Here is a 25,303-nt window from a genome sequence, read left to right as displayed (position 1 = left end):
AATTTTGAGGTAGGTCAAGCACATGGGCGATGCAGTTTTCGATTACGTGGTGATAGGCGCCGGTACCGCAGGCTGCCTGCTGGCCAACCGGCTCAGCGCGGACGCGAGCCGTAGCGTATTGCTGCTGGAGGCGGGCGGGCCGGACAACTATCCGTGGATCCACATTCCTGTCGGCTATCTGTATTGCATCGACAACCCGCGCACCGACTGGCGCTACCGCACCGACCCGGCGCCGGGGTTGAACGGCCGCTCGCTGCTGTATCCGCGCGGCAAGACGCTGGGCGGGTGCTCCAGCATCAACGGCATGATCTACATGCGCGGCCAGGCCCGCGACTACGCGCATTGGGCCAGTGTGACCGGCGACGAAGCCTGGAGCTGGAACAACTGCCTGAGCGACTTCCGCGCCCATGAGGACCACTACCGCCTGGACGCCGCGGAGCAGGGAGGCAACGAGGCTTTTTCCGCGCTGCACGGCAGCGGCGGCGAATGGCGGGTCGAGAAGCAGCGCCTGCGCTGGGATGTGCTGGACGCTTTCGCGCTGGCCGCGCAGCAGGCGGGCATTCCGGCGGTGGCGGACTTCAATGGCGGCGACAACTATGGCGTCAGCTACTTCGAGGTGAACCAGCGCAAGGGCTGGCGCTGGAATGCGTCCAAAGCCTTTTTGCGGCCCATACGCAAGCAGCGCCAGAACCTGACGGTGTGGACCGGTGCCCAGGTCTGCCGCCTGCTGTTCAGCACCGGCGCAGACGGCGCACCGGTGTGCAGCGGAGTCGAGCTGGTGCAGCAGGGTGTTCGCCGTACCGTGGGTGTGCGGCGCGAGGCGGTGCTGAGCGCCGGCGCCGTGGGCTCGCCGCAGATTTTGCAGCTGTCCGGCCTGGGCGATGCTGCTGTGCTGCAGGCGCAGGGCGTGCCGGTGCTGGCCCATATGCCGGGCGTGGGTGCTAACTTGCAAGACCATTTGCAGATCCGCTCGGTCTACCAGGTGCAGGGCGTGCGCACGCTGAATACCTTGGCGTCGTCGCTGTGGGGCAAGGCGCAGATTGCGCTGGAGTACGCCTTGCACCGCAGCGGCCCCATGAGCATGGCGCCGTCGCAGCTGGGCATCTTTACGCGCAGTGATGCGTCGCGCGCCCATGCGAATCTGCAGTACCACGTGCAGCCGCTGAGCCTGGAGGCGTTTGGCCAGCCCTTGCATGGCTTTCCGGCCATTACTGCCAGCGTCTGCAACCTGAACCCCAGCAGCCGTGGCAGCGTGCAGATCCAGAGCCCGCGCTTCGAGGACGCGCCGCGCATCGCCCCCAATTACCTGACCACCGACGAGGACCGGCAGATCGCCGCCGATTCGCTGCGCCTGACCCGCCGCATCGCCGCCCAGCCCGCCATGGCCCGCTACCAGCCCGAGGAATTCAAACCTGGCCTGCAGTACCAGACCGACGCACAGCTGGCCCGCCTGGCCGGCGACATCGGCACCACCATCTTCCACCCCGTCGGCACGGCCCAGATGGGCCGCGCCAGCGACCCGCAGGCTGTTGTCGACAGCCATCTGCGGGTACACGGCGTGCGTGGTCTGCGCGTGGTGGACGCCAGCGTGATGCCCAGCATCACCAGCGGCAATACCAACAGCCCCACGCTGATGATTGCGGAGAAGGCGGCGCGTTGGATAGTGACCGGGGTGTAGGCAACCGGGCTGGGTAGCTCAGCCTTTTTGCGTCGCTTCTCCCGTCTTTGCCAGCAAGCCTACAAACACCCCCAGCAGCTCCCGTGCACTCTGCCAGCCGGTCGCTGGGTCCACGCCCCATTGCGCGAAATGCCCGTCGGTCTGCATGCGGGCCAGGCCGTAGACGGTGGCGCGGGCCAGCACGGCCAGGGTTTGCGGATCGAAGCGCTGGACAGCGCCTTGCTGCTGGGCCAGCGTTAGCGCCTGCACCGTCAGGTCGCGCAGCTCCTGGTTGCGCTGCGCCATGCCGCTGGCTACGGCGTAGTCGATCTGGTCGCGGGCAGACACCACGCGGAAGTGCATCGGGTGTTGCTCGGCCCAGTCCAGATAGGCCTCGCCCAGCGCCTGCAGTTGTTCCAGGCCTTGCTGCCGGTGGGCGGCCACGCCCGTGAGCATGCCTATGCGCAAGCGCTCGGTGGCTTCTTCGGCTACCGCCGTCAGCAAGGCCTTGCGCGAGGCGAAATGCCGGTAGGGAGCGCTGGGCGCCACGCCGACGCGGCGGGCCAGTTCGCGCAGGCTGAGGTGCTCGGCCCCCACCTCTTCGGCCAACTCCACGGCCGCATTCAGCAAGGTCTGGCGCAGGTTGCCGTGGTGGTAGGCGCGGGGCGTGGGCATGGTTGCGTCCATAGTGTGAGCGTTTTTCATCATATGGCCAGAAGCCAGTATTCACTTGCGCTGCAATGTGAGCACCTTGTAACGCGGTTCGACGGCGCGTGGCAAAGCCCTTAGTCTGCGGCCCAGCTCGGCACTGTGCCGGGCACTAACTTTCATGTACTTGGGGGCAGAGCACCCCGAGTCATGAAAGTTCTTTCACGTTAAGGACTGTGATGACAAAACCTGTTTCCCCGCTGGTGGGACTCTCTACCACCGCACACCGAACCAATGGGTCGCACTGGGGCCTGCTAGCCGGCCTGTCGTTGGCGCTACTGGCCATGGCGGCGCTGATTCTGGTTTTGATGCCCGATGCGTCCGGCATGCGCCAGCTGATCCGCGCCACGGCGCGCAGCTCGCTGCTGTTGTTCGTATTGGCGTTTACCGCGTCGGCCCAGGCACGGCTGTGGCCGGGTGTCTGGTCGAAATGGCTGTGTAGCCAGCGCCGGCAGCTGGGGCTGGCGATGGCGGTGTCGCATGCCATCCACGCCTGTGCGATTGCGGGTTTTGCGCTGCTCGACCCCTTGGCCTTCCAGGTCCATCTGGTGCAGAGCAACCCGGTGCCGGGCTATATAGGCTACGCCTTCATCGTGGCGATGGCCGCCACCTCTTTTGACCGCAGCGCCGCCTGGCTGGGCCCGCGCGCTTGGCGCTGGCTGCATACAGGCGGCGTGTATTTTTTATGGGCCAGTTTCATGGTGACTTTCGGCAAGCGTCTGCCGCAGTCGGGGGCTTATGCGGTGCCGGTGCTGATCCTGCTGGCGGCGCTGGGCTTGCGCCTGTGGCCGTGGCTGGTGCGCCGGCGCGCAGTGTGAACGCAGACGGCGCGTGGCTCCATCTTTCTGGCCAAGCTTGGATCTACCCATGGTGCCAGCTTGGGCGTAGGCTTGGCCTATCTAATCTGGAGTACCCGCATGAACATCCGAATGGCCGAAGCGGCCGATTACGCGCAATGGCTGCCCCTGTGGAAGGGCTACCAGGTTTTCTACAAGGCGGAGATTGGCGATGCGGTGACCGATCTGACATGGGCGCGCTTTCTGGACTCCCGCGAGCCCATGCACTGCGCCGTGGCCGAGATTGACGGCGAACTGGTCGGCATGGTGCACTACATCTTTCACCGCAGCTGCTGGACGGCGGGCGACTATGTCTACCTGCAAGACCTTTTCACCCAGCCCGGCCTGCGCGGCAAGGGTGTGGGCCGGGCGCTGATCGAACACGTCTACGCCAGCGCCGAGCATGACCATGCTTCCCGCGTCTGGTGGCTGACCCACGAGAGCAATCTGCAGGCCATGCAGCTGTACGACCAGGTGGCCGACAAGAGCGGCTTTGTGCAGTACCGCAAGTTGCTGGGCTGAGCCTGTCGAACCGTAGCCTTAACAGTGACGCGACAGGAAATCGGAAACCGTTTTCATGCATGCACTCCGTTCTTCTACATGCGGCATATGGCTGGAGGATTCGAAGATCACCCATTCGTTAGCCCGAATATGGTCGGCGAAGGGTTGCACGACTTCGGGGGCTGCCTCGTCGTAACGGCCAGAAATGAGCAGCGTAGGCACTGCAATCGCGTGTAGCCTGTCGATGATGTTCCAGTCCTTCATGGAGCCGATGACATGGAACTCCGTGGGGCCGTTCATGGCGTGGTACACGGTGGGGTCTGCATCCATGGCGTCAAAGGTGCGTTGGACTTCTGCGGGCCACGGGTCAAGGCGGCACACATGGCGTTGGTAAAACACCTGGCTGGCCGCACGGTAGGCATCGCTGGTCAAAGTGCCTGCGGCTTCGTGTTCCAGCAAGCACGCTTGTACGTCTGCTGGCAATGCTGCGCGTAGGCGGGCCGCAGCCTGCAACCACAGGGCCATGGACGCAGGAGAGTTGGCAATCACGGCGGCCTTCAGGCCAATGGGGCGCAGCACCGCATGCTCGGCGGTCAGCATGCCGCCCCAGGACTGCCCTAGGAGTGCGTAGTTGTCGGCAATGCCCAGGTGCAGCAGCAGATTGCTGAGCTCATCCAGAAACAAGGGCACTTGCCAAAAATCAGCCGGCTTGTGCGGCAGGTGGGTGGAGCGCCCATTACCCAGTTGGTCGTAGTGGATGACTGCGCGGCCGGTCTCGGCGATCTCCCGAAAGGCGTCTACATAGTCGTGGGTGCAACCTGGGCCGCCGTGGGCTACAACCAAAGGCGTTTGGCCGCTGCGCAGATCGCCGCAGATGCGGTACCAGGTCTGGTAGTTTTGAAACGCGGCATAGCCTTCACTGATGGAGTACATGTTTTTTCCTGTGCGTATGGATAGCAGCAAGATAAAACAGCCCAGACCACGGGGCTAGCTAGCAAATTTGATAGATTTTCAGTGTTCGAGCAGGCGGTAGTGCATGGCGCGCACTACGGCCTGTACCCGGTTGCTGGCGCCCAGCTTGCGGGTGGCGGTATTCAGGTGCAGGCTCACGGTTGCTACCGAACGGCACAGCTTGCGGGCGATTTCTTTGGCGGTTAAGCCTTCTGCCGACCAGGCAAGGCATTCACGCTCCCGCTTGCTCAGGCGCACATGCTGGCAGGTCAGCATCTCGCTGTCGAACAGTGGGAAGACCGATTCCTGGAAAGAGTGGGCAATAAAACTCAGCTCGGCCAAAGTCTCAGCCAGCGCACTTTCCTGTTGGGTGCCAATGGCGATGCCCGTGATGGTGCCGAAGCCTCCACCGGGCAAATGCAGGGGCACCGTGGCACCGCAGGGCATCTGGTTGTCGCGCATGTAGTCGAGCACGGGTTGGTGCCGCTCGGTGAGAACTACGCGCAATGCGGATTCCTCCGGGCGCTGGTATGACCACACAAAGGGGGCGCAGGTTTTGAGTGCATAGGTCTGCACCGGATCGGCCTGGTAATAGCCGTGCTCGCTCCACAGAGACAGCATGTCGGTAGGCACATTGTTCATGTGCAACAAGGAGGGGGTGATCAAGTCGCCCTCCATCGAGAACGGCACAGGAGTGAAGTCGTAAATCATCGCGTCATACCCCAGCCGGGACGTCTGCTGGTACAGCTCAGCGAAGGACTGGCGCAGCGTATGGGCCTGTGTGGCAGGGCTATGGGTGATTCTGATACTCATGGCGATCTTCCAAAAACATCATGGACAACGGTTCTCAAATTTACAGAGTAAGAGCATTGCTACCCATGCAATTCAGGTGCCAAGCCACGGTGACCGCCCGCTTCGCCCCATCGGAAAACTAGCATTTTTGCTATCTACCCCACGGCACAAGCCGCCCTTACATTGGCAATAAGTCTGGGGCCGCTGGTGGCCTCTGTAAGCCGGGAGGTGTATGCGTGTGCAGTTAGCCAGGATTCAGTCGTGTGATCGCTCTTGGTGCGTCCAGCCAGCGCCTGCAGCAGCCTTGCACCAACAGCATGCATAGCATGTTGGCACGGAACATGAAACCGATAGCGCACGGAGGCTTGGGCCATCTGCCTGCCGCGAAAGAATGAATATGCACCGATATCGTTTTCTACTGTTCCGTCCGCTCCAGCTATTGCCCGTGCTGTTGGGCATCAGCTTGCTGACTTTTGTGATGGTGCGCAGCATCCCTGGCGACCCCGCCCGCATACTGCTTGGCGTGCGCAGCACGCCTGCTGCACTGGCCCGGGTGCGGGCACAGTTCGGGCTGGATGAGCCCTTGTGGCTGCAATACTTTTACTTCTTGCGCAACCTGCTCAACGGTGAATTGGGCAAATCGATCATTTACCGGGTCGATACCCTGAAGCTGATTTTTTCGCGCATGGAGCCTACTCTGTGGCTCATTGGCGGCAGCGTACTGCTGGCGGTGCTGCTGACCATACCGATGGCCGCCATAGCCGCGCGTAACCAAGGCAAGCTGGCGGACCACCTGATACGGCTGGTGTCGACCGGCGGCCTGGGGTTCCCGGCCTTCTGGCTGGGCATCATGATGATTCTGCTGTTCAGCATCACCCTGGGGTGGTTTCCGGTATCCGGTTACGGCGATACCTGGGGGGAGCAACTGCACCACATGGTGCTGCCCTGCCTGACGGTAGCGCTGGCACTGGCGGCGGTGCTGATCCGAAATCTGCGTGCCAGCCTGATCACGGAAATGGGCAGTGACTACGCCACTGCGGCGCGGGCCCGAGGCCAGCCCGTGTCGCGCATCTTCTGGCGTCACGCCATGCCCAATTCTTTGGTGCCCACCATCAACCTGCTGGCAGTCAATGTCGGATGGTTGATCGGCAGCACCGTGGTGATCGAGAGCGTGTTTGCCATTCCGGGCATGGGGCAGTTGCTGGTCAAGGCCATCTTCAGCCGCGACTACATGGTGGTGCAGGGTGTCGTACTGGTGTTTGCGCTGGCCACGGTGCTGGTGAATTTGCTGGCCGATCTGGCCACCGTTTCGCTTGATCCACGGGTCAAGTTATGAGTACGAAAAATGCATTGCAAGGTGTTGGCCGGCGCTGGCTGCCACGCCAGAACACCTTGGTTTTTGGGGCTGCCATCATCCTGTTGTGGCTGTTGCTGGCCGTTTTTGCACCATGGATTGCCCCCTACGATCCCGTCGCGCTGGACCCGACCGCCAGCTTGCTGGCGCCAGGCGGCAACTATCTCTTCGGTACGGACAACTTTGGCCGAGACATCTTTTCCCGGGTGATCTGGGGTGCGCGGGTGGATCTGCAGATGTGCCTTGTTGGCGTCATCTTTCCCTTCATGTTGGGTACGACACTTGGCGCATTTTCGGGTTACGTGGGAGGCGCCGTAGATGCCCTGGTGATGCGCTGCATTGACATCGTTTTGGCATTCCCTTTCTTGGTATTGATGCTGGGCATCATCGCCATTCTGGGCCCGGGGTTGATCAGTTTTTACATTGCGATGGCATTGGTGGGCTGGGTGTCTTATGCGCGTCTGGTGCGCTCGCAGGTGTTGACGCTGAAGCACCAGGATTTCATTTTGGCTGCACGCAGCCTGGGCTATAGCCACCTGCGGATCCTGTTCGTCCATCTGTTGCCCAACGCGTTGGCGAGTGCGCTGGTTTTCTCCATGTCGGATTGCGTGCTGGTGCTGCTCAGCGGGGCCGCCGTCAGCTATCTCGGCCTGGGTGTGCAGCCGCCCACGGCCGAGTGGGGCGTGATGGTGGCAGAGGGGCAAAGTTTCATCACCACGGCCTGGTGGATCACGACATTTCCTGGGTTGGCGATTGTGGTGCTGGCCATGGGATTCAGCCTGCTGGCCGACGGCATTGGCGAAAAGCTGGGGGAGCGTACATGACGCTGCTGCAGGTTTCTCATCTCAGTGTTGCCAATCGGCAAGGCATTGCGTTGGTGGATGACGTTTCCTTCAACCTGAAGGCTGGCGAGATGCTCGGATTGGTGGGCGAAAGTGGGTCCGGCAAAACCGTGAGTTGCCGCGCCTTGATGCGCCTGCTGCCCCCGGATGCACTGCGGATTGCGGGTGGCGAGGTCCTGTTGCAGGGACAGAATATTCTGGCCATGACCGAACGCCAGATGGCGAAGGTACGCGGGCGCGAGATCGGGATGATTTTTCAAAATCCCTCCAGCCACTTGAACCCGATCATGAGCATCGGTGCGCAGATTGCCGAAAGCCGGCGCCTGCATTTTGGAGCGAGTGCGCGCGAGGCGATGGCCGACGCCGTGGACCTGTTGCGCAAGGTGGGCATCCCCGATCCTGCGCAGCGGGTGAAGAGTTACCCGCACGAGTTTTCAGGCGGTATGCGCCAGCGCGCAATGATTGCGGTAGCACTTGCGCCCGAGCCCAAGCTGCTGATTGCAGATGAGCCCACCACCGCGCTGGACGTCACAGTGCAGCTGCAAATCTTGCGCTTGCTCATGGAGTTGCGCGACACACTGGGTGTTGCCATCGTGATGATCACCCACGACCTGGGCGTGGTAGCGCAAACCTGTGACCGCATTGCCGTGATGTACGGCGGGCGCCTGTGCGAGACCGGCGGCAAACGCCAGGTGCTGGCAGGCGCACTCCACCCCTATACGCAAGGGTTGATTGATTGCCAGCCCGCCAGCGAAGGAGGGCGTGGCAGGCTTGTCACCATCGATGGCCAGCCACCCGTGGCCGAGCATTTCCCGACAGGTTGCCGCTTTCATCCACGCTGCCAGCGCGCCACGCAAGACTGCCAGACACAACAGCCCACCATGCGCATATCACCCACGGACGCCACGCACCTCGCCGCCTGCCACCATCCCTTAGGCGCTTTGCACACATCGGAGGCGCCATGCTGACCGCCCATTGGCCCTTGCTGGAGGTCGATGCGCTGTCGGTCAAGTTCCCGGTTGCGGGCGCGCTGTTTGGGGCGAAACGTTGGCTGCACGCGCTGAGCGACGTGCATCTGCAACTGCGCAAGGGAGAAATTCTCGGCTTGGTGGGTGAGTCCGGCAGTGGCAAAAGCACGCTGGGGCGCGCCATCATCCTGCCGCAGGAGAACATCAGCGGCGGCTGCATTCGCTTTGAGGGGCGCCCCATCACCGGCGGTTTGAGAAGCGATATGGCGCATATGCGCCAGCAAATGGCCATGGTTTTCCAGGACCCCTTTGCCTCGCTCAATCCCAGGCAAACCATTGGTGAAAGCATTGCAGAAGTACTGCGAGTCCACCGCAAGGTCCCCAAAGACCGCATACCTGCGCGGGTGGACGAGCTATTGGCCGAGGTTGGCTTGCGTCCTGAGCATGGCAAACGCCGGCCCCACGCCCTCAGCGGTGGCCAGTGCCAACGTGCCGGTATTGCCAGGGCCTTGGCAATCGACCCCCAACTGATTGTTGCGGACGAATGCGTGTCGGCGCTGGACGTGTCGATCCAGGGCCAGATCATCAATTTGCTGATGACTCTGCGTGAAAAAAAGGGCTTGACGATTCTGTTCATCGCCCATGACCTCGCGATCGTGCGCCGCCTGTGCGACCGCGTTGCGGTGATGTACCTGGGGCGCATCGTGGAAGAAGGGCCCGTCGAAGTCGTGTTCAGCCAGCCGCGCCACCCTTACACCGCTGCGCTGATTGCTGCGATCCCCGAAATTGACCCCCACAAAACCCTGGCCGACAGTGCCTTGGCTGGCGAGCCACCGAGCCCGATTGCGCGGCCTGCTGGGTGCGCTTTCCACCCCCGCTGCCCGGTAGCCCAGGCGCAATGCCGCAGTGGGAGTGCCCCCGAAACCCGGCATTTTGCCGACCATGGCTACGCCTGCGTGTTGGATCGCAGTGGTGGCGAGTTCGTTAACCAAGGAGTTGTGAAATGAAACTAAGACTGACTAAGACGGCAGCCGTGGGCCTGCTATTGCTGGCTTGCTTGGCCAACGAGGCTGCGCAGGCAGCGGGCGTGTTGAGCATTGGCCGGCGCGAAGACAGCACCACGTTTGACCCGATCAAGTCGGCCCAGAACGCCGACAACTGGGTGTTCTCCAATGTCTTTGATCCCTTGGTGCGGGTGGATAAAACCGGCACCAAGCTGGAGCCAGGTGTGGCCGAGAGCTGGACGATCTCGCCCGACGGCAAGGTCTACACCCTCAAAATCCGCAGCGCCAAGTTCTCCGATGGCACACCCGTGACGGCCGGCGATGCCGCCTTCAGCCTGCTGCGCATTCGTGACAACGAGGGCTCGCTCTGGCGCGACTCCTACAGCATCATCGATACCGCAAAAGCGCCAGATGCCCACACCCTGGTGATCACCCTGAAGTCGCCTTCCGCGCCATTCCTGTCGCAGCTGGCCTTGCCGAATGCTTCCGTGATTTCTGAGAAAGCCTTGAAGGCCGCGGGAGAAGAGAAGTTTGCCGAAAGCCCTATCGGCTCTGGCGCCTTCAGCGTCAAGAAGTGGACCCGCGGCGAAAAAATTGCCTTGGTCAAAAACCCGTATTTTTGGCAGGCCGACAAGGTCAAGCTGGACGGCGTCGATTGGCTCACCATCCCTGACGACAACACCCGCATGCTGAAGGTCCAGGCGGGCGAACTAGACGCCGCCTTGAGCGTGCCGTTCTCGCGGATTGCATCACTGCAGAAAGATGCGAACTTGAAAGTAGCCCTGGACGTATCCACCCGCGAAGACCATCTGCTGATCAACCATTCGCATGGCGCGCTGGGCAAGATTGCAGTGCGGCAAGCGTTGGACATGGCGATTGACAAAGAAACCATCGTCAAGACGGTCTCGTTTGGTTATGGCCAGGTCGCCAACTCCTACATTCCCAAAGGCGCGCTCTACCACTACGCCGACAACCTGCGCCGACCCTACGACCCTGACAAAGCCCGAAAAATGCTGGCCGATGCGGGCGCCTCCAATCTGAACCTGAAATACCTCGTCAATGCAGGCGACGAGGTGGACGAGCAAATCGCCGTGCTCTTGCAGCAGCAGTTGTCCAAAGTGGGCGTGAAGATCAATCTGCAAAAGGTGGACCCCAGCCAAAGCTGGGACATGCTGGTGGCCGGTGACTACGACATCTCGGTGATGTACTGGACCAACGACATTCTCGATCCCGACCAGAAGACGACCTTCACGCTGGGCCATGATTCCAATCTGAACTACATGACCCGTTACCAGAACGACAAGGTGAAAGCCCTGGTGGCCGCCGCGCGTCTGGAAATGAATGCCAAGAAGCGGGAGCAGATGTATGTCGATCTGCAGAAGATGGCCAAAGCCGACGTGAACTGGATCGACCTGTACTACAGCCCTTACCGCAACGTCAGCCGTAAAAACATCACCGGCTTCTACCAGAATCCGCTCGGCCGCTTCTTCCTGGAAGATACCGTGAAGAAGTGATTTTCAAAGACGCCCGGCTGCTGGCTCACACCAGCCGGATGTCTAGCGGCTTCACGCCCGCAAACACCTGGTCCAGTTGCTTGCTGCTCAAGCCAAACTGCCGTGCAAACAGGCCGCCCATCACCGCACGGTATTCGTTGAGCACCGGGTAGTCGCGGTTCTGGAACAGGGTGGCTTGTTCCACCTTCTGTTGTTCGCCGGCGATCTTGCCACCGTGCAGGCCACCGCCCAGAACCCAGTAGACCGAGCCGTGGCCATGGTCGGTACCGCGGTTGCCGTTTTGCCGGAAGGTGCGGCCGAACTCGCTGGCCACCACCACCGTGGTGTTGCGCCAGGCCGGACCCATTTCTTGCGCAAAAGTGGCCAGGCCGCGGCCCAGCTCTTCCAGGCGCGAGGCCAGGTAGCCGCTGGCGCCACCCTGGTTCACATGCGTGTCCCAGCCGCCCACGTCGACAAAGCCAAGGTTGTAGCGCTCCTTCATCAGGCGGGCGATGCGCTGGGCCTCCAGCTCGAAACCCTTGGCGTTGATGGCGCCGCGGCTGGCGGCCATCATTTCAGTGCTGAGTTCGCGGGCCACTTCGTCGCGCACCGCAAAGCCGTCGGTCACGCGGCCGGACAGCTCGGTGCCCTTGTACATGGCGGCGATGATGGCCGTCTGGCGCGGGTCTACCGCGGGCTTGGCCAGCGACTTGAGGGCGGTGTTGGGCACTTGCACACTGCCTTGCATCACCAGCGGCAGACTGTCGGTAAAGGCCATGGGCTCGGCGCCGTTGATCACCGACGCCAGCCGGTTCATGAAACCGGACCGGTAGTTCTTGGGGCCGGTGAGCGGCTGGCCGAGCTCGATGCTGTCCTGCGTCTCGAAATGGCTGCGCGACACGTCGTCGGTGCCGGCGAAAGGGATGAAGCTGACCTCGCCCTTCTGGAACAGTGGATACACCGTGTCGCGCAGCGCCGGGTGCAGACCCCAGTCGGCGTTCAGCGCGATGGCGCTGTTCAGGTCGGCGCCCGGGCGGGGCACTGCGATGTCGGGGCGGGACGCGTAGTAGAAGTCGCTGGAGGTCGGCACCAGCAGATTTGCCGCGTCATAGGCCCCGCGCAAGAAGACGAACAGCAGACGCGACTGCGCGGCCGGCGCAGCAAACAGCTGCCCGGCATTCAGCAAGGGCAGGGCGGCTAGCGATTGGAGAAGGTGGCGGCGTTGCATGGAAGTACCTTTCAACGGTGCATCAATTCGGGCGACGACAGCAGGAAGCTGTTCCACTCCTGCGGCGAGGTGGCCTGGGCCAGTGCGGTCTGGGTGTTCGGGCCCAGGGTCTGGGCCACGGCGCGGTAGTAGAGCGCGGTGGCCAGTTGCGGAAATGCCGGCTGCTCCATGGGCTGCGGGCCCTCGGTCTTGAACAGGCCGGCGTTGCCCGAGCCTATGGCCTTGGCGATCTCGAAGCGGGTGGCCATCTGGCCGGGGCTGGACCAGGCGGCGGTGTCCAGCGCATAGCCGTCGGGCGTTTGCCGGCCGTACAGCGGCTGGCCCATGCGGTTCAGCCAGGTGAGCATGGGGCCGACGTTGAGGATAGGCTTGTCGTCATACGCCAGCCGCACGGCGGATACCACGTAATGGATCGGGTCCTTGAACTTCTGCCCCGCACCCTGCGCGTATTCGGGCGAGGACAGCAGGGTTTGCAGCGTCACGGCGATGTCGCCGTCGCTGCGCAGAAAGCTCTGCGCCATGCGCTCCACCAGTTCGGGTGGCGGCGTGTCGCTCAGCCAGTACTGAGCGAGCTTGCGGCTGATGAAGTGGGCGGTGGCGGGGTGGCGGGCCAGGCGGTCCAGCGCTTCGTCCAGCTCGGCCAGGCCACGGGCCTTGATCGGCTGGCCGAGCAGGGTCTTGGCGCCATAGTCGTGCCGGTTCGGGTTGAACTCGAACAGGCCCTTGCGCACATAGTCGGCCTGCAGTTCCTTGCGCACTTTTGGGGTCTCGCTGCCCAGGTTCACGCCCACGCCGGTGAGTATGCGGGCCATTTCCTGCACGTCCTGCTGGGTGTAGCCGGCGCCCACGCCCAGGGTATGCAGCTCCATCAGCTCGCGTGCGTAGTTTTCGTTGATGCGGTTCGCGGCGTTTTGTTCGTTGTCCAGGTAGCGCAGCATGGCCGGGTGGTGGGCCACGGCGCCCAGCAGGTCGCGGAATTTGCCCAAGGCGTAGGGGCGCAGGGCGGTGTCTTCGTAGTCGCCGACCATCGCGCGCAGGTTGGCCTTGTACATGTGCACGTTGAAGTGGTTCAGCCAGAACCAGGTCATTTGCTCCTGTACCTGGTTGGGCGAATACAGCGCGCGCAGCAGGTGCCGGGTGGCGGACTCGCGGGCCAGGCGGTTCATCTCTTGCTGGTAGGCCTGCTGGGCGGCTTTTTTGTCTTCGTCTTTGTCGAAGGTGGCGTTGGCCGCCTTGTTGCGCTGCTCCATGTCGGGCGCCAGCTGGTCCAGCGGGCGCTGGCTGATGGTCATGGCGGCGATCTGCTGCTGTACCGCTGGCGGCAGGATGGCGGGTTGGGGGTGCAGCTGCTGGGCCAGGTAGCTGGGCAGGCCGTTGGACTCAGCCTGGTCCACCGCCGCCAGGTTGGCGCCCCAGGTCAGGCGGTTGGTGAGCTTGTAGGCCTCCACCGGGGCCGGGCGGGCGCTGCTGCTGGCGACCGGCTTCGTAGGCCCCGGGTTGGCGCAGGCGCCCAGCAGCAGGCTGAGCACGATTGCGGGCGGGGCCCAACGGATTGGCGGATTTCCCATGGCGAGACTCCTGTTGTGTGGCACACAGAGTGTGCAACGCCAGCCCAGCCTCTGCCGATGACCGGCTTTACTTTACTTAGCCTTTGGCTACCCTTTTGCCACAGGCCGCGACGGGTCGCTGCACCAGTCGCTCCAGCTGCCCGCGTACAGGCCGGTGGTGCCGAGGCCGGCGATTTCCATGGCGATCAGGTTCGGGTTGGCGCTGACGCCGCTGCCGCAGTGGTGGACCACGCTGGCGGGGTCGCGGTTGCCCAGCAGGGCTTCGAACTCGGCGCGCAGCTGGGCCGCGGGTTTGAATTTGCCGTCCGGGCCGAGGTTCTGGCCGAACGGGCGGTTCAGCGCGCCGGGGATGTGGCCGGCCACCGGGTCCAGCGGCTCGACCTCGCCCTTGAAGCGCGCGGTGGCGCGGGCGTCGATGATGGTCTGGGTCGGGCGGCCCAGGTTGTTTGCTACGGTTTCTGTAGCTACCAGTGCAGCCAGGGATTGCAAAGGAACGAAGTTTGTTGTGAATTTAGAGGGCTCGGTGCCGGTGTTGACTGCACCGCCGGCAGCTTGCCAGGCCTGCAGCCCGCCGTCGAGCACTGCCACGGCCGCATGGCCGGCCCACTTCAGCATCCACCACAGGCGGCCCGCATAGTTGACGCCGTTGCGGTCGTAGACCACGGCCTGCATGTCGTTGGAGAAGCCCACGCTGGACAGCCAGGTGGCAAAGGCTTCCATCAGCGGCAGCGGGTGGCGGCCACCGGATTCGGCCGCACTGCCGTGCAGCGCGCTGAGGTTGTCGTTCAAATGCGCGTACACCGCACCGGGGATGTGGGCGGCGCGGTACTGCTGTTCGCCCGCGTCGGGCTGCACCAGGTCAAAGCTGCAGTCAAACACCATGTAAGGCTGGCCGCTGTGCTCCAGGGCTTGCAGCTGGTCTACCGAAATAATGGTGGTGTACATAGTCGTTGTCCTTTCAGTGTTCTTCGGCCGGGGCGTTGGGTGCGGCGCGCGAGCGCAGCACGGTGGCAGCAATGCCGCTGGCCGTGATCAGCCCCATTCCGGCCCAGCCCATGGCGGTGATGCGGTCGCCAAACAGCACCAGGCTGTAGATGGCGGCAAATACGATACCCGAATACTGCAGGCTGGCCACGGTGAGCATCGCACCCTCGGTCTTGGCACCCGAGTAGGCGCGGGTCATGAACAGCTGGCCCAGGGCGGCCAGCAGGCCAATCGGCAGCAGCCAGGCCGCGGCCACCCAGTCCCAGTCCGATTGCTGGCCGACCAGCAGCATGCCGATACCCCCCGCCACGGCCGAACCCACGGCAAAGTAGAACACCGTGCGGGCCTCGGGCTCGCCGATGCGCGACAAGGCCATCACCTGCATGTAGGCAAAGGCCGCGCCCAGGCCCGACAGCAGGCCGATCAGGCCGGCGAACATCTCGTTCTGGTCCAGGCTGGGGCGTAGCACCATCACCACGCCGACAAAGCCGGCCATCACTGTCAGCACCAGCGGGCCTTGCTGCAGCGGGGTGGCGCCGCTGCCTGGGCGCCAGGCCAGCAGCGCGCCGCCGACCAGGAAGGCGGCGATCCACACGCTGCTCATGTAGTTGAGCGTCATGGCCGTGGCCAGTGGCAGGTGGGCAATCGCATAGAACCAGGCGCCCAGCGAGGACACGCCGATGGTGCTGCGCCAGGCATGCATGCCGGGGTAGCGGGTCTTGAGGCTGACACCTTGGGCGCGCGCCAGGATGGCCAGAAAGGCCATGCCGATCAGGCCCCGGTAGAACACCAGCTCGGCGGAGTTGAAGTCGGCAGAGGCGATCTTCACGCAGACCCCCATGCTGGCAAACACAAAGGCCGCCAAAACCATCCACAAGGCCTGCATGGGCGCGCTTTCTAGAAATTTAAAAGAAATAGGCCGCTGGCGCAGGCAGAAACTGCGCTAGCAGCTATGGAAGTTATAGCGTAGAGGCGTCCATCGCGCGCCGGTACCACTCGTGGAAGTGCTGCATGCCGTCTTCCATCGGGCTCTGGTAGGGGCCGACCTCGTTGTCGCCGCGCTGCAGCAAGGCCTTGCGGCCCGCGTCCATGCGCAGGGCGATCTCGTCGTCTTCCACGCAGGTTTCCATATAGGCGGCCTGCTGGGCCTCGACGAAGTCACGCTCGAAGGCGGCGATTTCTTCGGGGTAGTAGAACTCCACCATGTTCAGCGTCTTCTGCGGCCCGATGGGGTGCAGCGTGGACACGGTGAGCACGTGCGGATACCACTCGACCATCACGTTCGGGTAGTAGGTCAGCCAGATCGCGCCGTGCTTAGGGGCGGCGCCCTGGTTGTACTGTTTGAGCGCATCCTGCCAGCGCTGGTAGGCCGGGCTGCCGGCCGCGCCCAGGCGCTGGGCCAGGCCGACGGTCTGCACCGAGTAGTTGTCCTTGAATTCCCATTGCAGGTCGTCGCAGGTGACGAATCCGCCGAGGCCTGGGTGGAACGGACCTACGTGGTAGTCCTCCAGGTAGACCTCGATGAAGGTCTTCCAGTTGTAGTCGCACTCGTGCAGCTCCACGTGGTCGAGCACGTGGCCGGTAAAGTCGAGGTCGGCGATCGGTCCCATGCCGGCCAGGTCGGCTTTGACATCCCTGGAGCCTTCAAACAGCAGGCCGTTCCACTCTTGCAGCGGGTACTGGTTCAGGTTCAGGCAGGGGTCTTGGGCGAAATGCGGCGCGCCCAGCAGGGTGCCGGTGGGCGAGCCATTGCCGCCGCTGTAAGTCCAGCGGTGCAGCGGGCAGACGATGTTGCCGCCCGCGCTGCCTTGCTGGGTGGTGTTCAGCGAACCCCGGCCCTTGAGCATTACCGCCTGGCGGTGCCGGCAGACGTTGGACACCAGCTCCACGCCGCGCGACGTACGGGTCAGCACCCGGCCTTCGCCCTCCTGCGGCAGGGCGTAGTAGTCGCCCAGCTCGGGTACGGCCAGTGTGTGGCCGACATAGCGTGGCCCCCGCTGGAAAATAGTGGCGACCTCGCGCTGGAACAGCGCGTTATCAAAATAGCTTGAAACTGGTAGTTGGCTTGCGGCCTGCTGCAGTTGAAGACTTAAATCAGACATGGTTGTCCTGACCTAGAGACTCCCCCTATGAAGGGGCAGGTTAGACGCGAGAAACTCGCGCGGGAAAAGGCTTCGGCAGGGTTGGATGGGCGTACCAACCGTTGGCGAAAAGAGGGGTGATTGTAGCCGCCGGGGTGGATTTGCTCGGCCGGCGGCGCTATCTCGGCGCCAGCCCGTAAAATTCATGCTCCCTTTACATTCGATTGACCGCCTCATCCATGCCCAAGGCCGCCGCCAAACTTGATACAACCGCTTCCCCGGCGGCCTTGCCCACCAGCTACGAAGCCGCCCAGATCGAGCTGGAGCAGCTGGTCGGCCAGCTTGAATCGGGCCAGCTGCCGCTGGAGCAACTGCTCGGCGGCTACCAGCGGGGCGCCCAGCTGCTGCAGTTTTGCCGCGACAAACTGGAGGCGGTGGAACAGCAGATCAAGGTGCTGGACCAAGGCGTGCTCAAACCCTGGACCCAAGAATGAGCGCCGCGGTATTTGATTTGCCGCGCTGGAGCGCGACCGAGCTGGCCCGGGTCGAGCAGGCCCTGAGCGACTGGGTCGCCGCCGGCGGCGTGGTCGATGCCGAACACCCGGCCCCGGCCGCCCTGCGCGAAGGCATGCGCTACGCGGTGCTGGACGGCGGCAAGCGCCTGCGCCCGCTGCTGGTACTGGCTGCCCGCGAAGCCGTGGCTACCGGCGAACCCGCTGCCGCCACGCTGGGGCTGAACGATGCGGCCCTGCGCGCTGCCTGCGCAGTAGAGCTGATCCACGCCTATTCCCTGGTGCACGACGATATGCCGTGCATGGACAACGACATCCTGCGCCGCGGCAAGCCCACGGTGCATGTGCAGTTCGGCGAAGCCCAGGCTTTGCTGGCCGGCGACGCCCTGCAAGCCCTGGCGTTCGAACTGCTAACCCCGGCCGACAGCGAGGCCCCGGCCAGCGTGCAGGCCACGCTGTGCCGCCTGCTGGCCCAAGCCGCGGGCTACCAGGGAATGGCCGGCGGCCAGGCCATCGACTTGGCCAGCATTGGCCTGGCGCTGACCGAAGACGAGCTGCGCTGTATGCACCGCCTGAAGACCGGCGCCCTGCTGCAGGGAAGCGTGATGATGGGCGCGGTCTGCACGGCCCGTGCTCTGCCCCTGGCTACCCACACCGCGCTGCAAACCTATGGCGCGGCCCTGGGCCTGGCCTTCCAGGTGGTCGACGACATCCTGGATGTGACCGCCGACTCCGCCACCCTGGGCAAAACCGCAGGCAAGGATGCCGCCCAGGACAAACCTACCTACGTCTCGCTGCTAGGCCTCGACCGTTCGCTGGCCTACGCCCAGGAGCTGCTGGCCCAGGCGCTGCATGCGCTGGACGCCAGCGACTTACCCAACACCCAGGCGCTGCGCGCGCTGGCAGATATGGTGGTCAACCGGTCTAGCTAGACGGTAGCCACTTGAAGAAAAAACTATGAACCCTGCGTCTTACCCACTGCTGGAAACCATCAACGACCCGGCCGATCTGCGCCGCCTGCCGCGTGCCGAGCTGAAGCCGCTGGCCGACGAGCTGCGTGCCTTCGTGATCGATAGCGTGTCCAAAACCGGCGGCCATCTGAGCTCGAACCTGGGCACGGTGGAACTGACGGTGGCGCTGCACTACGTGTTCAACACTCCCGAAGACCGGCTGGTATGGGACGTGGGCCACCAGACTTATCCGCACAAGATCCTTACCGGCCGGCGTGACCGCATGGCCTCGCTACGCCAGCTGGGCGGTTTGTCGGGCTTCCCGACCCGTTCGGAAAGCCCGTTCGACGCGTTCGGCACCGCGCATTCCAGCACCTCGATCTCCGCTGCCTTGGGCATGGCCATGGCGGCCAAGCAAAAGGGCGAGCAACGCCATAGCGTGGCCATCATCGGCGACGGTGCGATGAGCGCCGGCATGGCCTTCGAGGCGCTGAACAACGCCGGCGTTTGCGACTGCAATCTGCTGGTGATACTGAACGATAACGACATGAGCATCAGCCCGCCGGTGGGCGCGCTGAACCGCTACCTGGCGCAGCTGATGAGCGGGCAGTTCTACGCCGCGGCCAAGAACGTTGGCAAACAGGTGCTCAAAGGCGCGCCGCCCTTGTTCGAGCTGGCCCGGCGGCTGGAGCAGCACGCCAAGGGCATGGTGGTGCCCGCCACGCTGTTCGAGCAGTTCGGCTTCAACTACATCGGGCCTATCGATGGCCATGACCTGGAGTCGCTGATCCCGACCCTGGAAAACATCAAGCACCTGACCGGCCCGCAGTTCCTGCACGTGGTCACCAAGAAGGGCCAGGGCTACAAGCTGGCTGAGGCCGATCCGGTGGCCTATCACGGCCCGGGTAAGTTCGACCCGGCAGTGGGGTTGCAAAAGGCCAGCGGCGCCGGCAAACCGACCTTCACCCAGGTGTTCGGCAGCTGGCTGTGCGACATGGCTGCCCAGGACCAGCGCCTGGTCGGCATTACCCCCGCGATGCGCGAAGGCTCGGGCTTGGTGGAGTTTGAAAAACGCTATCCCCAGCGCTACTACGACGTAGGCATTGCCGAGCAGCATGCGGTGACCTTTGCCGCCGGCATGGCCTGCGAAGGCCTGAAGCCGGTGGTGGCGATCTACTCGACCTTCTTGCAGCGCGCCTATGACCAGTTGATCCACGACGTGGCCTTGCAGAATCTGCCGGTGGTGTTCGCACTCGACCGCGCCGGATTGGTGGGTGCCGATGGTGCCACCCATGCGGGGGCTTACGATATCCCGTTCCTGCGCTGCATCCCGAACATGGGTGTGGCCTGCCCGGCCGACGAGAACGAATGCCGCCGCCTGTTGAGCAGCGCGTTTGCGCAAGACAACCCGGTAGCCGTACGCTACCCGCGGGGCGCCGGTGCCGGCACGGCCATGGAAGCCGGCCTGCAGCCGCTGCCGTATGGCAAAGGTGAAATTCGCCGCCATAGCAAACAGGCTTCGGGCATCGCCATTCTGGCCTTCGGTACCTTGCTATACCCGGCGCTGGCCGTGGCCGAGAAGTTTGACGCCACTGTGGTGAACATGCGTTGGGCCAAGCCGCTGGACGTGGAACTGCTGCTGCAGGTCGCCGGCAGCCATGCTGCGCTGGTGACGGTGGAAGACGGCGCCGTGATGGGCGGCGCTGGCAGCGCGGTGCTGGAAGCACTGCAGGCTGCGGGCATCATCGTGCCGGTGCTGCAGCTAGGCTTGTCCGATACCTTCATCGAGCACGGCGACCCGGTCAAGCTGATGGCCATGCAAGGCCTGGACGCCGCCGGAATTGAGGCCTCTATAGAAAAACGCTTTCCCGCGCAGGTAAGTACTGCGAAGTCTGCTCTTAAATTGGTAGCGTAAGCGGTTTCAGCCGTAGCCGTAGGGATTTGGCGGCTCGGCGGTAAACAGCCAGCGGCCCATTTCCTTGCTGCGGTAGTCCAGCGGGTCGTGCAGGGTGTGCACCCTCACATTGCGCCAGTAGCGGTCAAAGCCGTAGCGGGCCGTCGTGGCCCGGGCGCCCATCAATTCAAAAATCTGCGAGGTGATCTGCAGCGCGGCCTTTGCGGCGGTGGCGCGTGCGGCCGCCACCAGCATGCCGACCTCGCCGCGCTGGGCCTCGGTCAGCGCCAGGCCTTGTTCCCAGGCACGCTGGAACGCGGCATTGGCTTCTTCGGCCAGCGCCACCGCGGCGCGTAGTGTGGCCCACATCTCGCCGGTGCGCAGCTGCAGCAGCGGGTCGTCCACAGACCGATCCACGCCAGCCATCACCCAGGGCTGGGTCTGGGTGCGCAAATAGTCAATCGCTTCGACCAGCGCGCCCTGGGCGTTACCCAGGTAGATCTCGGTGAGGATGACCTGGCCGATGATGTTGCGCAGCGTGGCCCGCGGGCTGGAGGCCGCACCGGGTGGGCCTAACACCTCGTGGTCGGCGGCGAACACCTGCTTGAACTCGACCGTGCCGCTATCGGTCTGGCGTTGGCCCATGTTGTCCCAGTCGGCATTCACCTGGATGCCGGCGCGGTTTGTGGGTAGCACCAGGTAGAGCCTGTCGGTCGGCTCGGGGCCGGTGGCGACCGACACGTTCAGTACGTCCGAGCCCCGCGCGCCCGAGCAGAAGGCCTTGATGCCGCCCAGCAGCCAGCCGCCCTCGGTACGCGTGACCTGCAGCCGGGTGTCGCGCGCATTCACCGCATTGCCCCAGAACCAGTTCTGGCCCACGGTCGCGCCCAGCCAGCGGTCCTGCTGCGCCGGCGAGCCAAACAGCAGCACGCTGGCCACTTGCAGCTGCTGGAAGCCGAACAAGTGGGCGAGCGAGCTATCGGCCTGCGCGAGACGCCGCACGATGCGGAAGATCAGCGGCCACGTGGCGCCTTGGCCGCCGAAGGCCTGCGGTACCGCCAGTGTCAGCAGGTCGCTGTCGCGCAGCAGCTGGCGCTCAGCCAGTGCCGTGCCGCCGGTCTTGTCACGTGCGGCTGCGGTCGCCGCCAGTGCTGCGGCGACAGACAGAACGGTGGGCGTGAATGCGCCAAAATCCTCCGCGAACAGCGCGGGCGACTGAGTATCTGCCATGGCTTAGCGCTGCATGCCCCAGCGGCGCACGGTGACGCGCTCCAGCGTCTGGAACACCAGGCTTTCCACCAGCAGGCCGATGGCGATGACCATCACCAGGCCGGCGAATACCCGGTCGGTGAATAGCTCATTGCGGTTCTGGAAGATGAACCAGCCCAGGCCGCCCTTGCCCGAGGATGCGCCGAACACCAGCTCGGCCGCGATCAAGGTGCGCCAGGCAAAAGCCCAGCTGATCTTCAGCCCGGCCAGGATGGACGGCAGCGCCGCCGGCACCAGGATCTGCAGCACATAGCGCAAGCCCTTCAGCCCGTAGTTGCGGCCGGCCATGCGCAGCGTCTCTGGCACGGCCTGGAAGCCGGCGTAGGTGTTCAAGGCCAGCGGCCACAGTACCGAATGGATCAGTACGAACACCAGGCTGCCCTGGCCCAGGCCAAACCACAGCAGGGCCAGCGGCAACAGCGCGATGGCGGGCAGCGGGTTCAGCATGGCGGTCAGCGTCGCCAGCAGATCGCGGCCCAGCTGGGTGGACACCGCCAGCGTCGTCAGTACAAACGCGGCAATCACACCGCCGATATAGCCTTGCAGCAGCAGGCTCAGCGAGATGCGGGTCTTGGTGATGAGTTCACCGCTGGCCAGGCCGTCGACCAGCGCGTGCGCAGTCTGCAGCGCGGTGGGCAGCAGCAGGTCGTTGTTCTGGATGCGGGCCACGATTTCCCAGAGGATCAGCAGTGCCAGCAGGATCAGGCCACGGCGCAGCCAGGCTTGGTCCCAGACGCGGGCGGTCCAGGGCAGCAGGCGTTCCACATGGGTGTCGGGCAGTGCCTCCAGCACGCGTTCGTATTCGGCCCGGATGGGCGGGTTCAGCGCAGTCATGCAATCTTTCGGGGCAATTCATTGGCAGGGGTCGGGCTGCCGTCTACTTCTTCGTTGAACAGCAGGCGGTGGATACGCTGCGCGGCGGCCTGGAACTCGGCTCCGCCCTGGCTGTGCATGCCGAAGTCGTGGCTGTTGATCTCGGCGCGGACCCGGCCCGGATGCGGCGACAGCAGGCCGATGCGGTTGCCGACGACCAGCGCTTCTTCGATCGAGTGGGTCACGAAGACCAGGGTGAAGCGCACCTCGTCCCACAGCGCCAGCAGCTCTTCCTGCATCTTGCGGCGGGTCAATGCGTCGAGCGCGGCAAACGGTTCGTCCATCAGCAGCACCTTGGGCTGCATGGCCAGCGCGCGGGCAATCGCCACGCGCTGCTTCATGCCGCCCGACAAGGTGTTCGGATAGGCCTTGGCGAAAGCCGAGAGACCGACTTTGGCCAGATAGTGCAGCGCACGTTCGTGGGCTTCTTTCTTGCCCAGCGTGCGCGAGGCCAGCAGCGGAAACGCCACGTTGTCGAGCACGGTCTTCCACGGCGGCAACTGGTCGAATTCCTGGAACACGACAATGCGGTCCGGGCCGGGCTGGGTCACCTTGCGGCCGGCGATGCGGATCTCGCCTTCGACTGGTGCAATGAAGCCAGCCATGGCTTTCAGCAGCGTCGATTTGCCACAGCCGGAGGCTCCCAGCAGCACGAAGCGGTCGGCCTCATACACGTTCAGGCTGACCTGGTGGGTGGCACGCACCACCCGGGCTGGCGTGCGGTATTCGAGGCTGACGCCGTCGACTTCCAGCAGCGGGGTGTCAGAGGCAGATTTCAAAGCGGTCACGGTGGCCATGGCGTGCTCAGCTGCCTGGCTGGGCGTAGGCTTCTTCGAAGAAATAGTCTTTCCACGAAGCCGCGCGGTTCTTCAGCACGCCCAGCTTGTTCAGCTCGTCGGCATACACATAGGTGCGGAATGGCGAGATGGTGAAGTCGTTCTCCGGGTCCTCCACAATCTTGCGCACGAAGTCCAGCGGCAGCTTGGATTTCTGCACCCGGATAAAGGTCTCTGCCGCCTTGGTTTTGTTCGCCTTGATGAACTGCGAGGCCTCGACCAGCGCGGCATAGAAGGCCTTGTAGGTCTTCGGGTTCTCGTCGTGGAATTTCTGCGTGGTGTACAGCACATTGAAGGTGGCCGGGCCACCCAGAATGTCATAGGAGCTGATGACCTTGTGCACGGCCTTGTTCTCCAGCGCCTGGTAGTAGAAGGGCGCGCTGGAGAAATGCGTGTTGATCTCCGAGCCGCCGGCCATCAGCGCAGCAGTAGCGTCGGGGTGGGCCAGGCTCACCGAGATATTGTCGAAGCGCTTGAAGTCGTCCTTGCCGTAGAGCTTGGCGGTTTCGATCTGCAGGGTGCGCGACTGGAAGCCGGTGCCTGCCGCCGGCACGGCGATGCGGTCCTTGTCGCTCAGGTCCTTCAGCGTCTTCACTTTCGGGTTGTTGCTGATCAGGTAGTTGGGCAGTGAGCCGAGCGCGGCCACGGCCTTGACGTTCTGCCGGCCCTTGGTGCGGTCCCACAGCGTCAGCATTGGCGGCACGCCGGCGGAGACCACGTCCAGCGCGTTCGCCAGCAGGGCTTCGTTCATCGCGGTGGCGCCGGAGATCTGGCTCCAGTCCACATCGATATCCAGGCCCTGGGCCTTGCCGTGTTTTTCGATCAGCTTCTGGTCTTGCACCACGTCGAGCACCAGGTAGCCGATGCCGAATTGCTGGGCGATGCTGATGCGGCCTTCGGCCTGGGCCAGCAGGGTGGCGCTGGCGAGAGCCAGGCCGGCGACGAGGCGGGTAAGAGTGAATGGCATGGAAATCCTGGGAGTCAAATATTAGAAAGGCGCATTGCCTTCGATGGTGGTGCGGTAGAGCTTGCGGCGCAGTTCGTCGGGCGTGCCGGCGGCCAGATGGGTGACGGAGCGGTTGTCCCAGAACACCATGTCGTGTGGCTGCCAGGCGTGGCGGTAGACCAGCTCGGCGCGCGAGGTGTGGGCGAACAACTCATCCAGCAGGGCGCGGCTTTCGTCTTCGGGAATGCCGACGATGCGCGTCGTGAAATGTTCGCTGACGAACAGCGCCTTGCGGCCGTTCTCGGGATGCGTACGCACGACGGGATGGACGGCGGGCTGAACCTCGTCCAGCTGGGCTTGCGTGAGCTTGGGGCGCCAGGGGTTGCGGGCGCGCAGCTCCTCGTATTTGGCCAAATATGAATGTTCGGCGCGCAGGCCGGCTACGGCGTTTTGCAGCGCGGCGGGCAAGGTGTCCCATGCGGTATGCTGGTTGGCGAACAAGGTGTCGCCGCCTTCGCTGGGCAGCTCTTGCGCGTGCAGCAGCGAGCCCAGGCTGGGTTTCTCTTTGTACGACAGGTCGGAGTGCCAGTAGGCACCGGCGTCGCCCAGGCCGATGGGCTGGCCGTTTTCCTTGATGTTGGAGACGATCAGAATCTCGGGATGGTTTTGCAGCTGAAAGCCCTTCAGCACATGGATCTGCAACGGGCCGAAGCGGGCGCTGAAGTCCACCTGCTGCTGCGGCGTGATGCGCTGGTCGCGGAACACCAGCACGTGGTGTTCCAGGTGGGCGCGGTGGATGCGCGCAAAGTCCTCGGCCGCCAGCGGGCGCGACAGGTCGAGGCCCAGCACCTCGGCGCCCAGCGGGGCGTCGAAGGGGCGGATTTCCAGTGCCTGCACCGCGGTTGGGGCCTCTGCATCAAATAAGGTCGTCATGGTTTCACTTTCTGTCGGCCCTGGCGCTGCATCGCGGCCAGGCAAGTCGGCGAATGTAGAGGGGGTGGGGCGCAAAGGGAACGATTGATTCGGAGTTTGTTAACTACGAACAAATATGAAGCC

24 protein-coding genes are annotated in these 25,303 nt (G+C 63.8%); 11 read left to right on the top strand and 13 right to left on the bottom strand.

Annotated elements, in window-relative coordinates:
- Nucleotides 1-22: 22 nt before the first annotated feature.
- Nucleotides 23-1,678, top strand: a complete 1,656-nt coding sequence (locus BLT66_RS12165) for a GMC family oxidoreductase (RefSeq protein WP_092757988.1) — start codon at nucleotides 23-25, stop codon at nucleotides 1,676-1,678.
- Nucleotides 1,679-1,696: 18 nt separating this feature from the next.
- Here BLT66_RS12165 and BLT66_RS12160 read toward each other — a convergent pair whose 3' ends face one another.
- On the bottom strand, nucleotides 1,697-2,332 hold the full coding sequence (locus tag BLT66_RS12160; RefSeq protein ID WP_176955038.1) for a TetR/AcrR family transcriptional regulator: 636 nt from the start codon (nucleotides 2,330-2,332) through the stop codon (nucleotides 1,697-1,699).
- Nucleotides 2,333-2,544: 212 nt separating this feature from the next.
- Between BLT66_RS12160 and BLT66_RS12155 the strand changes: the two genes are divergently transcribed.
- Together BLT66_RS12155 and BLT66_RS12150 are read left to right on the top strand one after the other, a co-directional pair.
- Nucleotides 2,545-3,183, top strand: a complete 639-nt coding sequence (locus BLT66_RS12155; protein ID WP_218922604.1) for a cytochrome b family protein — start codon at nucleotides 2,545-2,547, stop codon at nucleotides 3,181-3,183.
- Between the two features lie 99 nt (nucleotides 3,184-3,282).
- Entirely contained in the window at nucleotides 3,283-3,723 is a 441-nt protein-coding gene (locus BLT66_RS12150; RefSeq protein WP_092757986.1) for a GNAT family N-acetyltransferase, read from the top strand.
- Nucleotides 3,724-3,741: 18 nt separating this feature from the next.
- Here the strand turns inward: BLT66_RS12150 and BLT66_RS12145 are convergent, their stop codons facing one another.
- A complete protein-coding gene (locus tag BLT66_RS12145; RefSeq protein ID WP_092757985.1) occupies nucleotides 3,742-4,635 on the bottom strand; it encodes a proline iminopeptidase-family hydrolase in 894 nt (297 codons plus the stop codon).
- 78 nt (nucleotides 4,636-4,713) lie between these two features.
- Nucleotides 4,714-5,466 (bottom strand): helix-turn-helix transcriptional regulator, encoded by a 753-nt coding sequence (locus tag BLT66_RS12140; RefSeq protein WP_092757984.1) that lies wholly within the window; start codon nucleotides 5,464-5,466, stop codon nucleotides 4,714-4,716.
- Between the two features lie 376 nt (nucleotides 5,467-5,842).
- Here BLT66_RS12140 and BLT66_RS12135 point away from each other — a divergent pair, with 376 nt between their 5' ends.
- Genes BLT66_RS12135 through BLT66_RS12115 form a run of 5 tightly spaced genes read left to right on the top strand, consistent with a single transcriptional unit; the run spans nucleotide 5,843 to nucleotide 11,127 of the window.
- Nucleotides 5,843-6,781, top strand: a complete 939-nt coding sequence (locus tag BLT66_RS12135; RefSeq protein WP_092757983.1) for an ABC transporter permease — start codon at nucleotides 5,843-5,845, stop codon at nucleotides 6,779-6,781.
- Between the two features lie 56 nt (nucleotides 6,782-6,837).
- Entirely contained in the window at nucleotides 6,838-7,623 is a 786-nt protein-coding gene (locus tag BLT66_RS12130) for an ABC transporter permease (protein ID WP_218922603.1), read from the top strand.
- Complete coding sequence (locus BLT66_RS12125; protein WP_092757981.1) at nucleotides 7,620-8,609, top strand: ABC transporter ATP-binding protein; 990 nt, start codon at nucleotides 7,620-7,622, stop codon at nucleotides 8,607-8,609. The genes BLT66_RS12130 and BLT66_RS12125 overlap by 4 nt, the downstream gene beginning before the upstream one ends.
- Nucleotides 8,603-9,616 carry an ABC transporter ATP-binding protein gene (locus BLT66_RS12120; protein WP_092757980.1) on the top strand — a complete coding sequence of 338 codons (1,014 nt, stop codon included), beginning with the start codon at nucleotides 8,603-8,605 and terminating at the stop codon, nucleotides 9,614-9,616. The genes BLT66_RS12125 and BLT66_RS12120 overlap by 7 nt, the downstream gene beginning before the upstream one ends.
- Nucleotides 9,613-11,127 (top strand): ABC transporter substrate-binding protein, encoded by a 1,515-nt coding sequence (locus BLT66_RS12115; protein ID WP_092757979.1) that lies wholly within the window; start codon nucleotides 9,613-9,615, stop codon nucleotides 11,125-11,127. The genes BLT66_RS12120 and BLT66_RS12115 overlap by 4 nt, the downstream gene beginning before the upstream one ends.
- A 25-nt stretch (nucleotides 11,128-11,152) precedes the next feature.
- On the opposite strand, the gene BLT66_RS12110 is transcribed toward BLT66_RS12115, so the two are convergent.
- From BLT66_RS12110 to BLT66_RS12090, 5 genes are all read right to left on the bottom strand, one after another.
- Nucleotides 11,153-12,334 carry a DUF1501 domain-containing protein gene (locus tag BLT66_RS12110; RefSeq protein WP_092757978.1) on the bottom strand — a complete coding sequence of 394 codons (1,182 nt, stop codon included), beginning with the start codon at nucleotides 12,332-12,334 and terminating at the stop codon, nucleotides 11,153-11,155.
- Nucleotides 12,335-12,345: 11 nt separating this feature from the next.
- Nucleotides 12,346-13,902: a DUF1800 domain-containing protein gene (locus BLT66_RS12105; protein ID WP_092757977.1), complete on the bottom strand. Its 1,557-nt coding sequence runs from the start codon at nucleotides 13,900-13,902 to the stop codon at nucleotides 12,346-12,348.
- An 87-nt stretch (nucleotides 13,903-13,989) separates the two neighbouring features.
- On the bottom strand, nucleotides 13,990-14,847 hold the full coding sequence (locus tag BLT66_RS12100) for a sulfurtransferase (protein ID WP_092757976.1): 858 nt from the start codon (nucleotides 14,845-14,847) through the stop codon (nucleotides 13,990-13,992).
- A 13-nt stretch (nucleotides 14,848-14,860) separates the two neighbouring features.
- Nucleotides 14,861-15,772: a DMT family transporter gene (locus BLT66_RS12095; RefSeq protein WP_092757975.1), complete on the bottom strand. Its 912-nt coding sequence runs from the start codon at nucleotides 15,770-15,772 to the stop codon at nucleotides 14,861-14,863.
- Between the two features lie 73 nt (nucleotides 15,773-15,845).
- Nucleotides 15,846-16,988 carry an aromatic ring-hydroxylating oxygenase subunit alpha gene (locus tag BLT66_RS12090; RefSeq protein ID WP_092757974.1) on the bottom strand — a complete coding sequence of 381 codons (1,143 nt, stop codon included), beginning with the start codon at nucleotides 16,986-16,988 and terminating at the stop codon, nucleotides 15,846-15,848.
- A gap of 218 nt (nucleotides 16,989-17,206) precedes the next feature.
- Between BLT66_RS12090 and BLT66_RS12085 the strand changes: the two genes are divergently transcribed.
- From BLT66_RS12085 to dxs, 3 genes are read left to right on the top strand one after another with little or no spacing between them, the layout of a single operon-like run.
- The gene (locus BLT66_RS12085) at nucleotides 17,207-17,461 is read left to right on the top strand and encodes an exodeoxyribonuclease VII small subunit (protein WP_092757973.1); all 255 of its coding nucleotides are present in this window, start codon (nucleotides 17,207-17,209) and stop codon (nucleotides 17,459-17,461) included.
- Nucleotides 17,458-18,411: a polyprenyl synthetase family protein gene (locus BLT66_RS12080; RefSeq protein ID WP_092757972.1), complete on the top strand. Its 954-nt coding sequence runs from the start codon at nucleotides 17,458-17,460 to the stop codon at nucleotides 18,409-18,411. The genes BLT66_RS12085 and BLT66_RS12080 overlap by 4 nt, the downstream gene beginning before the upstream one ends.
- A gap of 25 nt (nucleotides 18,412-18,436) precedes the next feature.
- Nucleotides 18,437-20,344 (top strand): 1-deoxy-D-xylulose-5-phosphate synthase, encoded by a 1,908-nt coding sequence (dxs, locus tag BLT66_RS12075; protein WP_092757971.1) that lies wholly within the window; start codon nucleotides 18,437-18,439, stop codon nucleotides 20,342-20,344.
- A 6-nt stretch (nucleotides 20,345-20,350) separates the two neighbouring features.
- On the opposite strand, the gene BLT66_RS12070 is transcribed toward dxs, so the two are convergent.
- Genes BLT66_RS12070 through BLT66_RS12050 form a run of 5 tightly spaced genes read right to left on the bottom strand, consistent with a single transcriptional unit; the run spans nucleotide 20,351 to nucleotide 25,180 of the window.
- On the bottom strand, nucleotides 20,351-21,553 hold the full coding sequence (locus tag BLT66_RS12070; RefSeq protein WP_092757970.1) for an acyl-CoA dehydrogenase family protein: 1,203 nt from the start codon (nucleotides 21,551-21,553) through the stop codon (nucleotides 20,351-20,353).
- A gap of 3 nt (nucleotides 21,554-21,556) precedes the next feature.
- Nucleotides 21,557-22,426, bottom strand: a complete 870-nt coding sequence (locus BLT66_RS12065; RefSeq protein WP_092757969.1) for an ABC transporter permease — start codon at nucleotides 22,424-22,426, stop codon at nucleotides 21,557-21,559.
- On the bottom strand, nucleotides 22,423-23,262 hold the full coding sequence (locus BLT66_RS12060) for an ABC transporter ATP-binding protein (RefSeq protein WP_092757968.1): 840 nt from the start codon (nucleotides 23,260-23,262) through the stop codon (nucleotides 22,423-22,425). Before BLT66_RS12060 ends, BLT66_RS12065 begins: the two co-directional genes overlap by 4 nt.
- Before the next feature lie 7 nt (nucleotides 23,263-23,269).
- Nucleotides 23,270-24,268: an ABC transporter substrate-binding protein gene (locus tag BLT66_RS12055; RefSeq protein ID WP_092757967.1), complete on the bottom strand. Its 999-nt coding sequence runs from the start codon at nucleotides 24,266-24,268 to the stop codon at nucleotides 23,270-23,272.
- Nucleotides 24,269-24,289: 21 nt separating this feature from the next.
- Nucleotides 24,290-25,180, bottom strand: a complete 891-nt coding sequence (locus BLT66_RS12050) for a TauD/TfdA dioxygenase family protein (RefSeq protein ID WP_092757966.1) — start codon at nucleotides 25,178-25,180, stop codon at nucleotides 24,290-24,292.
- Nucleotides 25,181-25,303 lie beyond the last annotated feature (123 nt).

It is taken from the genome of Rhodoferax sp. OV413 (assembly GCF_900104385.1).
Classification (GTDB): Bacteria; Pseudomonadota; Gammaproteobacteria; order Burkholderiales; family Burkholderiaceae_C; genus Rhodoferax_B.
The sequence above is the reverse complement of the archived record's forward strand: the minus strand, read 5'-3'. Positions and strand labels throughout refer to the sequence as shown.

Excerpts from the sequence above, each read along its gene's own strand:
- BLT66_RS12165 (WP_092757988.1), top strand. The coding sequence starts at position 23 with ATGGGCGATGCAGTTTTCGATTACGTGGTGATAGGCGCCGGTACCGCA.
- BLT66_RS12160 (WP_176955038.1), bottom strand. The coding sequence starts at position 2,332 with ATGCCCACGCCCCGCGCCTACCACCACGGCAACCTGCGCCAGACCTTG.
- BLT66_RS12155 (WP_218922604.1), top strand. The coding sequence starts at position 2,545 with ATGACAAAACCTGTTTCCCCGCTGGTGGGACTCTCTACCACCGCACAC.
- BLT66_RS12150 (WP_092757986.1), top strand. The coding sequence starts at position 3,283 with ATGAACATCCGAATGGCCGAAGCGGCCGATTACGCGCAATGGCTGCCC.
- BLT66_RS12145 (WP_092757985.1), bottom strand. The coding sequence starts at position 4,635 with ATGTACTCCATCAGTGAAGGCTATGCCGCGTTTCAAAACTACCAGACC.
- BLT66_RS12140 (WP_092757984.1), bottom strand. The coding sequence starts at position 5,466 with ATGAGTATCAGAATCACCCATAGCCCTGCCACACAGGCCCATACGCTG.
- BLT66_RS12135 (WP_092757983.1), top strand. The coding sequence starts at position 5,843 with ATGCACCGATATCGTTTTCTACTGTTCCGTCCGCTCCAGCTATTGCCC.
- BLT66_RS12125 (WP_092757981.1), top strand. The coding sequence starts at position 7,620 with ATGACGCTGCTGCAGGTTTCTCATCTCAGTGTTGCCAATCGGCAAGGC.
- BLT66_RS12120 (WP_092757980.1), top strand. The coding sequence starts at position 8,603 with ATGCTGACCGCCCATTGGCCCTTGCTGGAGGTCGATGCGCTGTCGGTC.
- BLT66_RS12115 (WP_092757979.1), top strand. The coding sequence starts at position 9,613 with ATGAAACTAAGACTGACTAAGACGGCAGCCGTGGGCCTGCTATTGCTG.
- BLT66_RS12110 (WP_092757978.1), bottom strand. The coding sequence starts at position 12,334 with ATGCAACGCCGCCACCTTCTCCAATCGCTAGCCGCCCTGCCCTTGCTG.
- BLT66_RS12105 (WP_092757977.1), bottom strand. The coding sequence starts at position 13,902 with ATGGGAAATCCGCCAATCCGTTGGGCCCCGCCCGCAATCGTGCTCAGC.
- BLT66_RS12100 (WP_092757976.1), bottom strand. The coding sequence starts at position 14,847 with ATGTACACCACCATTATTTCGGTAGACCAGCTGCAAGCCCTGGAGCAC.
- BLT66_RS12095 (WP_092757975.1), bottom strand. The coding sequence starts at position 15,772 with ATGCAGGCCTTGTGGATGGTTTTGGCGGCCTTTGTGTTTGCCAGCATG.
- BLT66_RS12090 (WP_092757974.1), bottom strand. The coding sequence starts at position 16,988 with ATGTCTGATTTAAGTCTTCAACTGCAGCAGGCCGCAAGCCAACTACCA.
- BLT66_RS12085 (WP_092757973.1), top strand. The coding sequence starts at position 17,207 with ATGCCCAAGGCCGCCGCCAAACTTGATACAACCGCTTCCCCGGCGGCC.
- BLT66_RS12080 (WP_092757972.1), top strand. The coding sequence starts at position 17,458 with ATGAGCGCCGCGGTATTTGATTTGCCGCGCTGGAGCGCGACCGAGCTG.
- dxs (WP_092757971.1), top strand. The coding sequence starts at position 18,437 with ATGAACCCTGCGTCTTACCCACTGCTGGAAACCATCAACGACCCGGCC.
- BLT66_RS12070 (WP_092757970.1), bottom strand. The coding sequence starts at position 21,553 with ATGGCAGATACTCAGTCGCCCGCGCTGTTCGCGGAGGATTTTGGCGCA.
- BLT66_RS12065 (WP_092757969.1), bottom strand. The coding sequence starts at position 22,426 with ATGACTGCGCTGAACCCGCCCATCCGGGCCGAATACGAACGCGTGCTG.
- BLT66_RS12060 (WP_092757968.1), bottom strand. The coding sequence starts at position 23,262 with ATGGCCACCGTGACCGCTTTGAAATCTGCCTCTGACACCCCGCTGCTG.
- BLT66_RS12055 (WP_092757967.1), bottom strand. The coding sequence starts at position 24,268 with ATGCCATTCACTCTTACCCGCCTCGTCGCCGGCCTGGCTCTCGCCAGC.
- BLT66_RS12050 (WP_092757966.1), bottom strand. The coding sequence starts at position 25,180 with ATGACGACCTTATTTGATGCAGAGGCCCCAACCGCGGTGCAGGCACTG.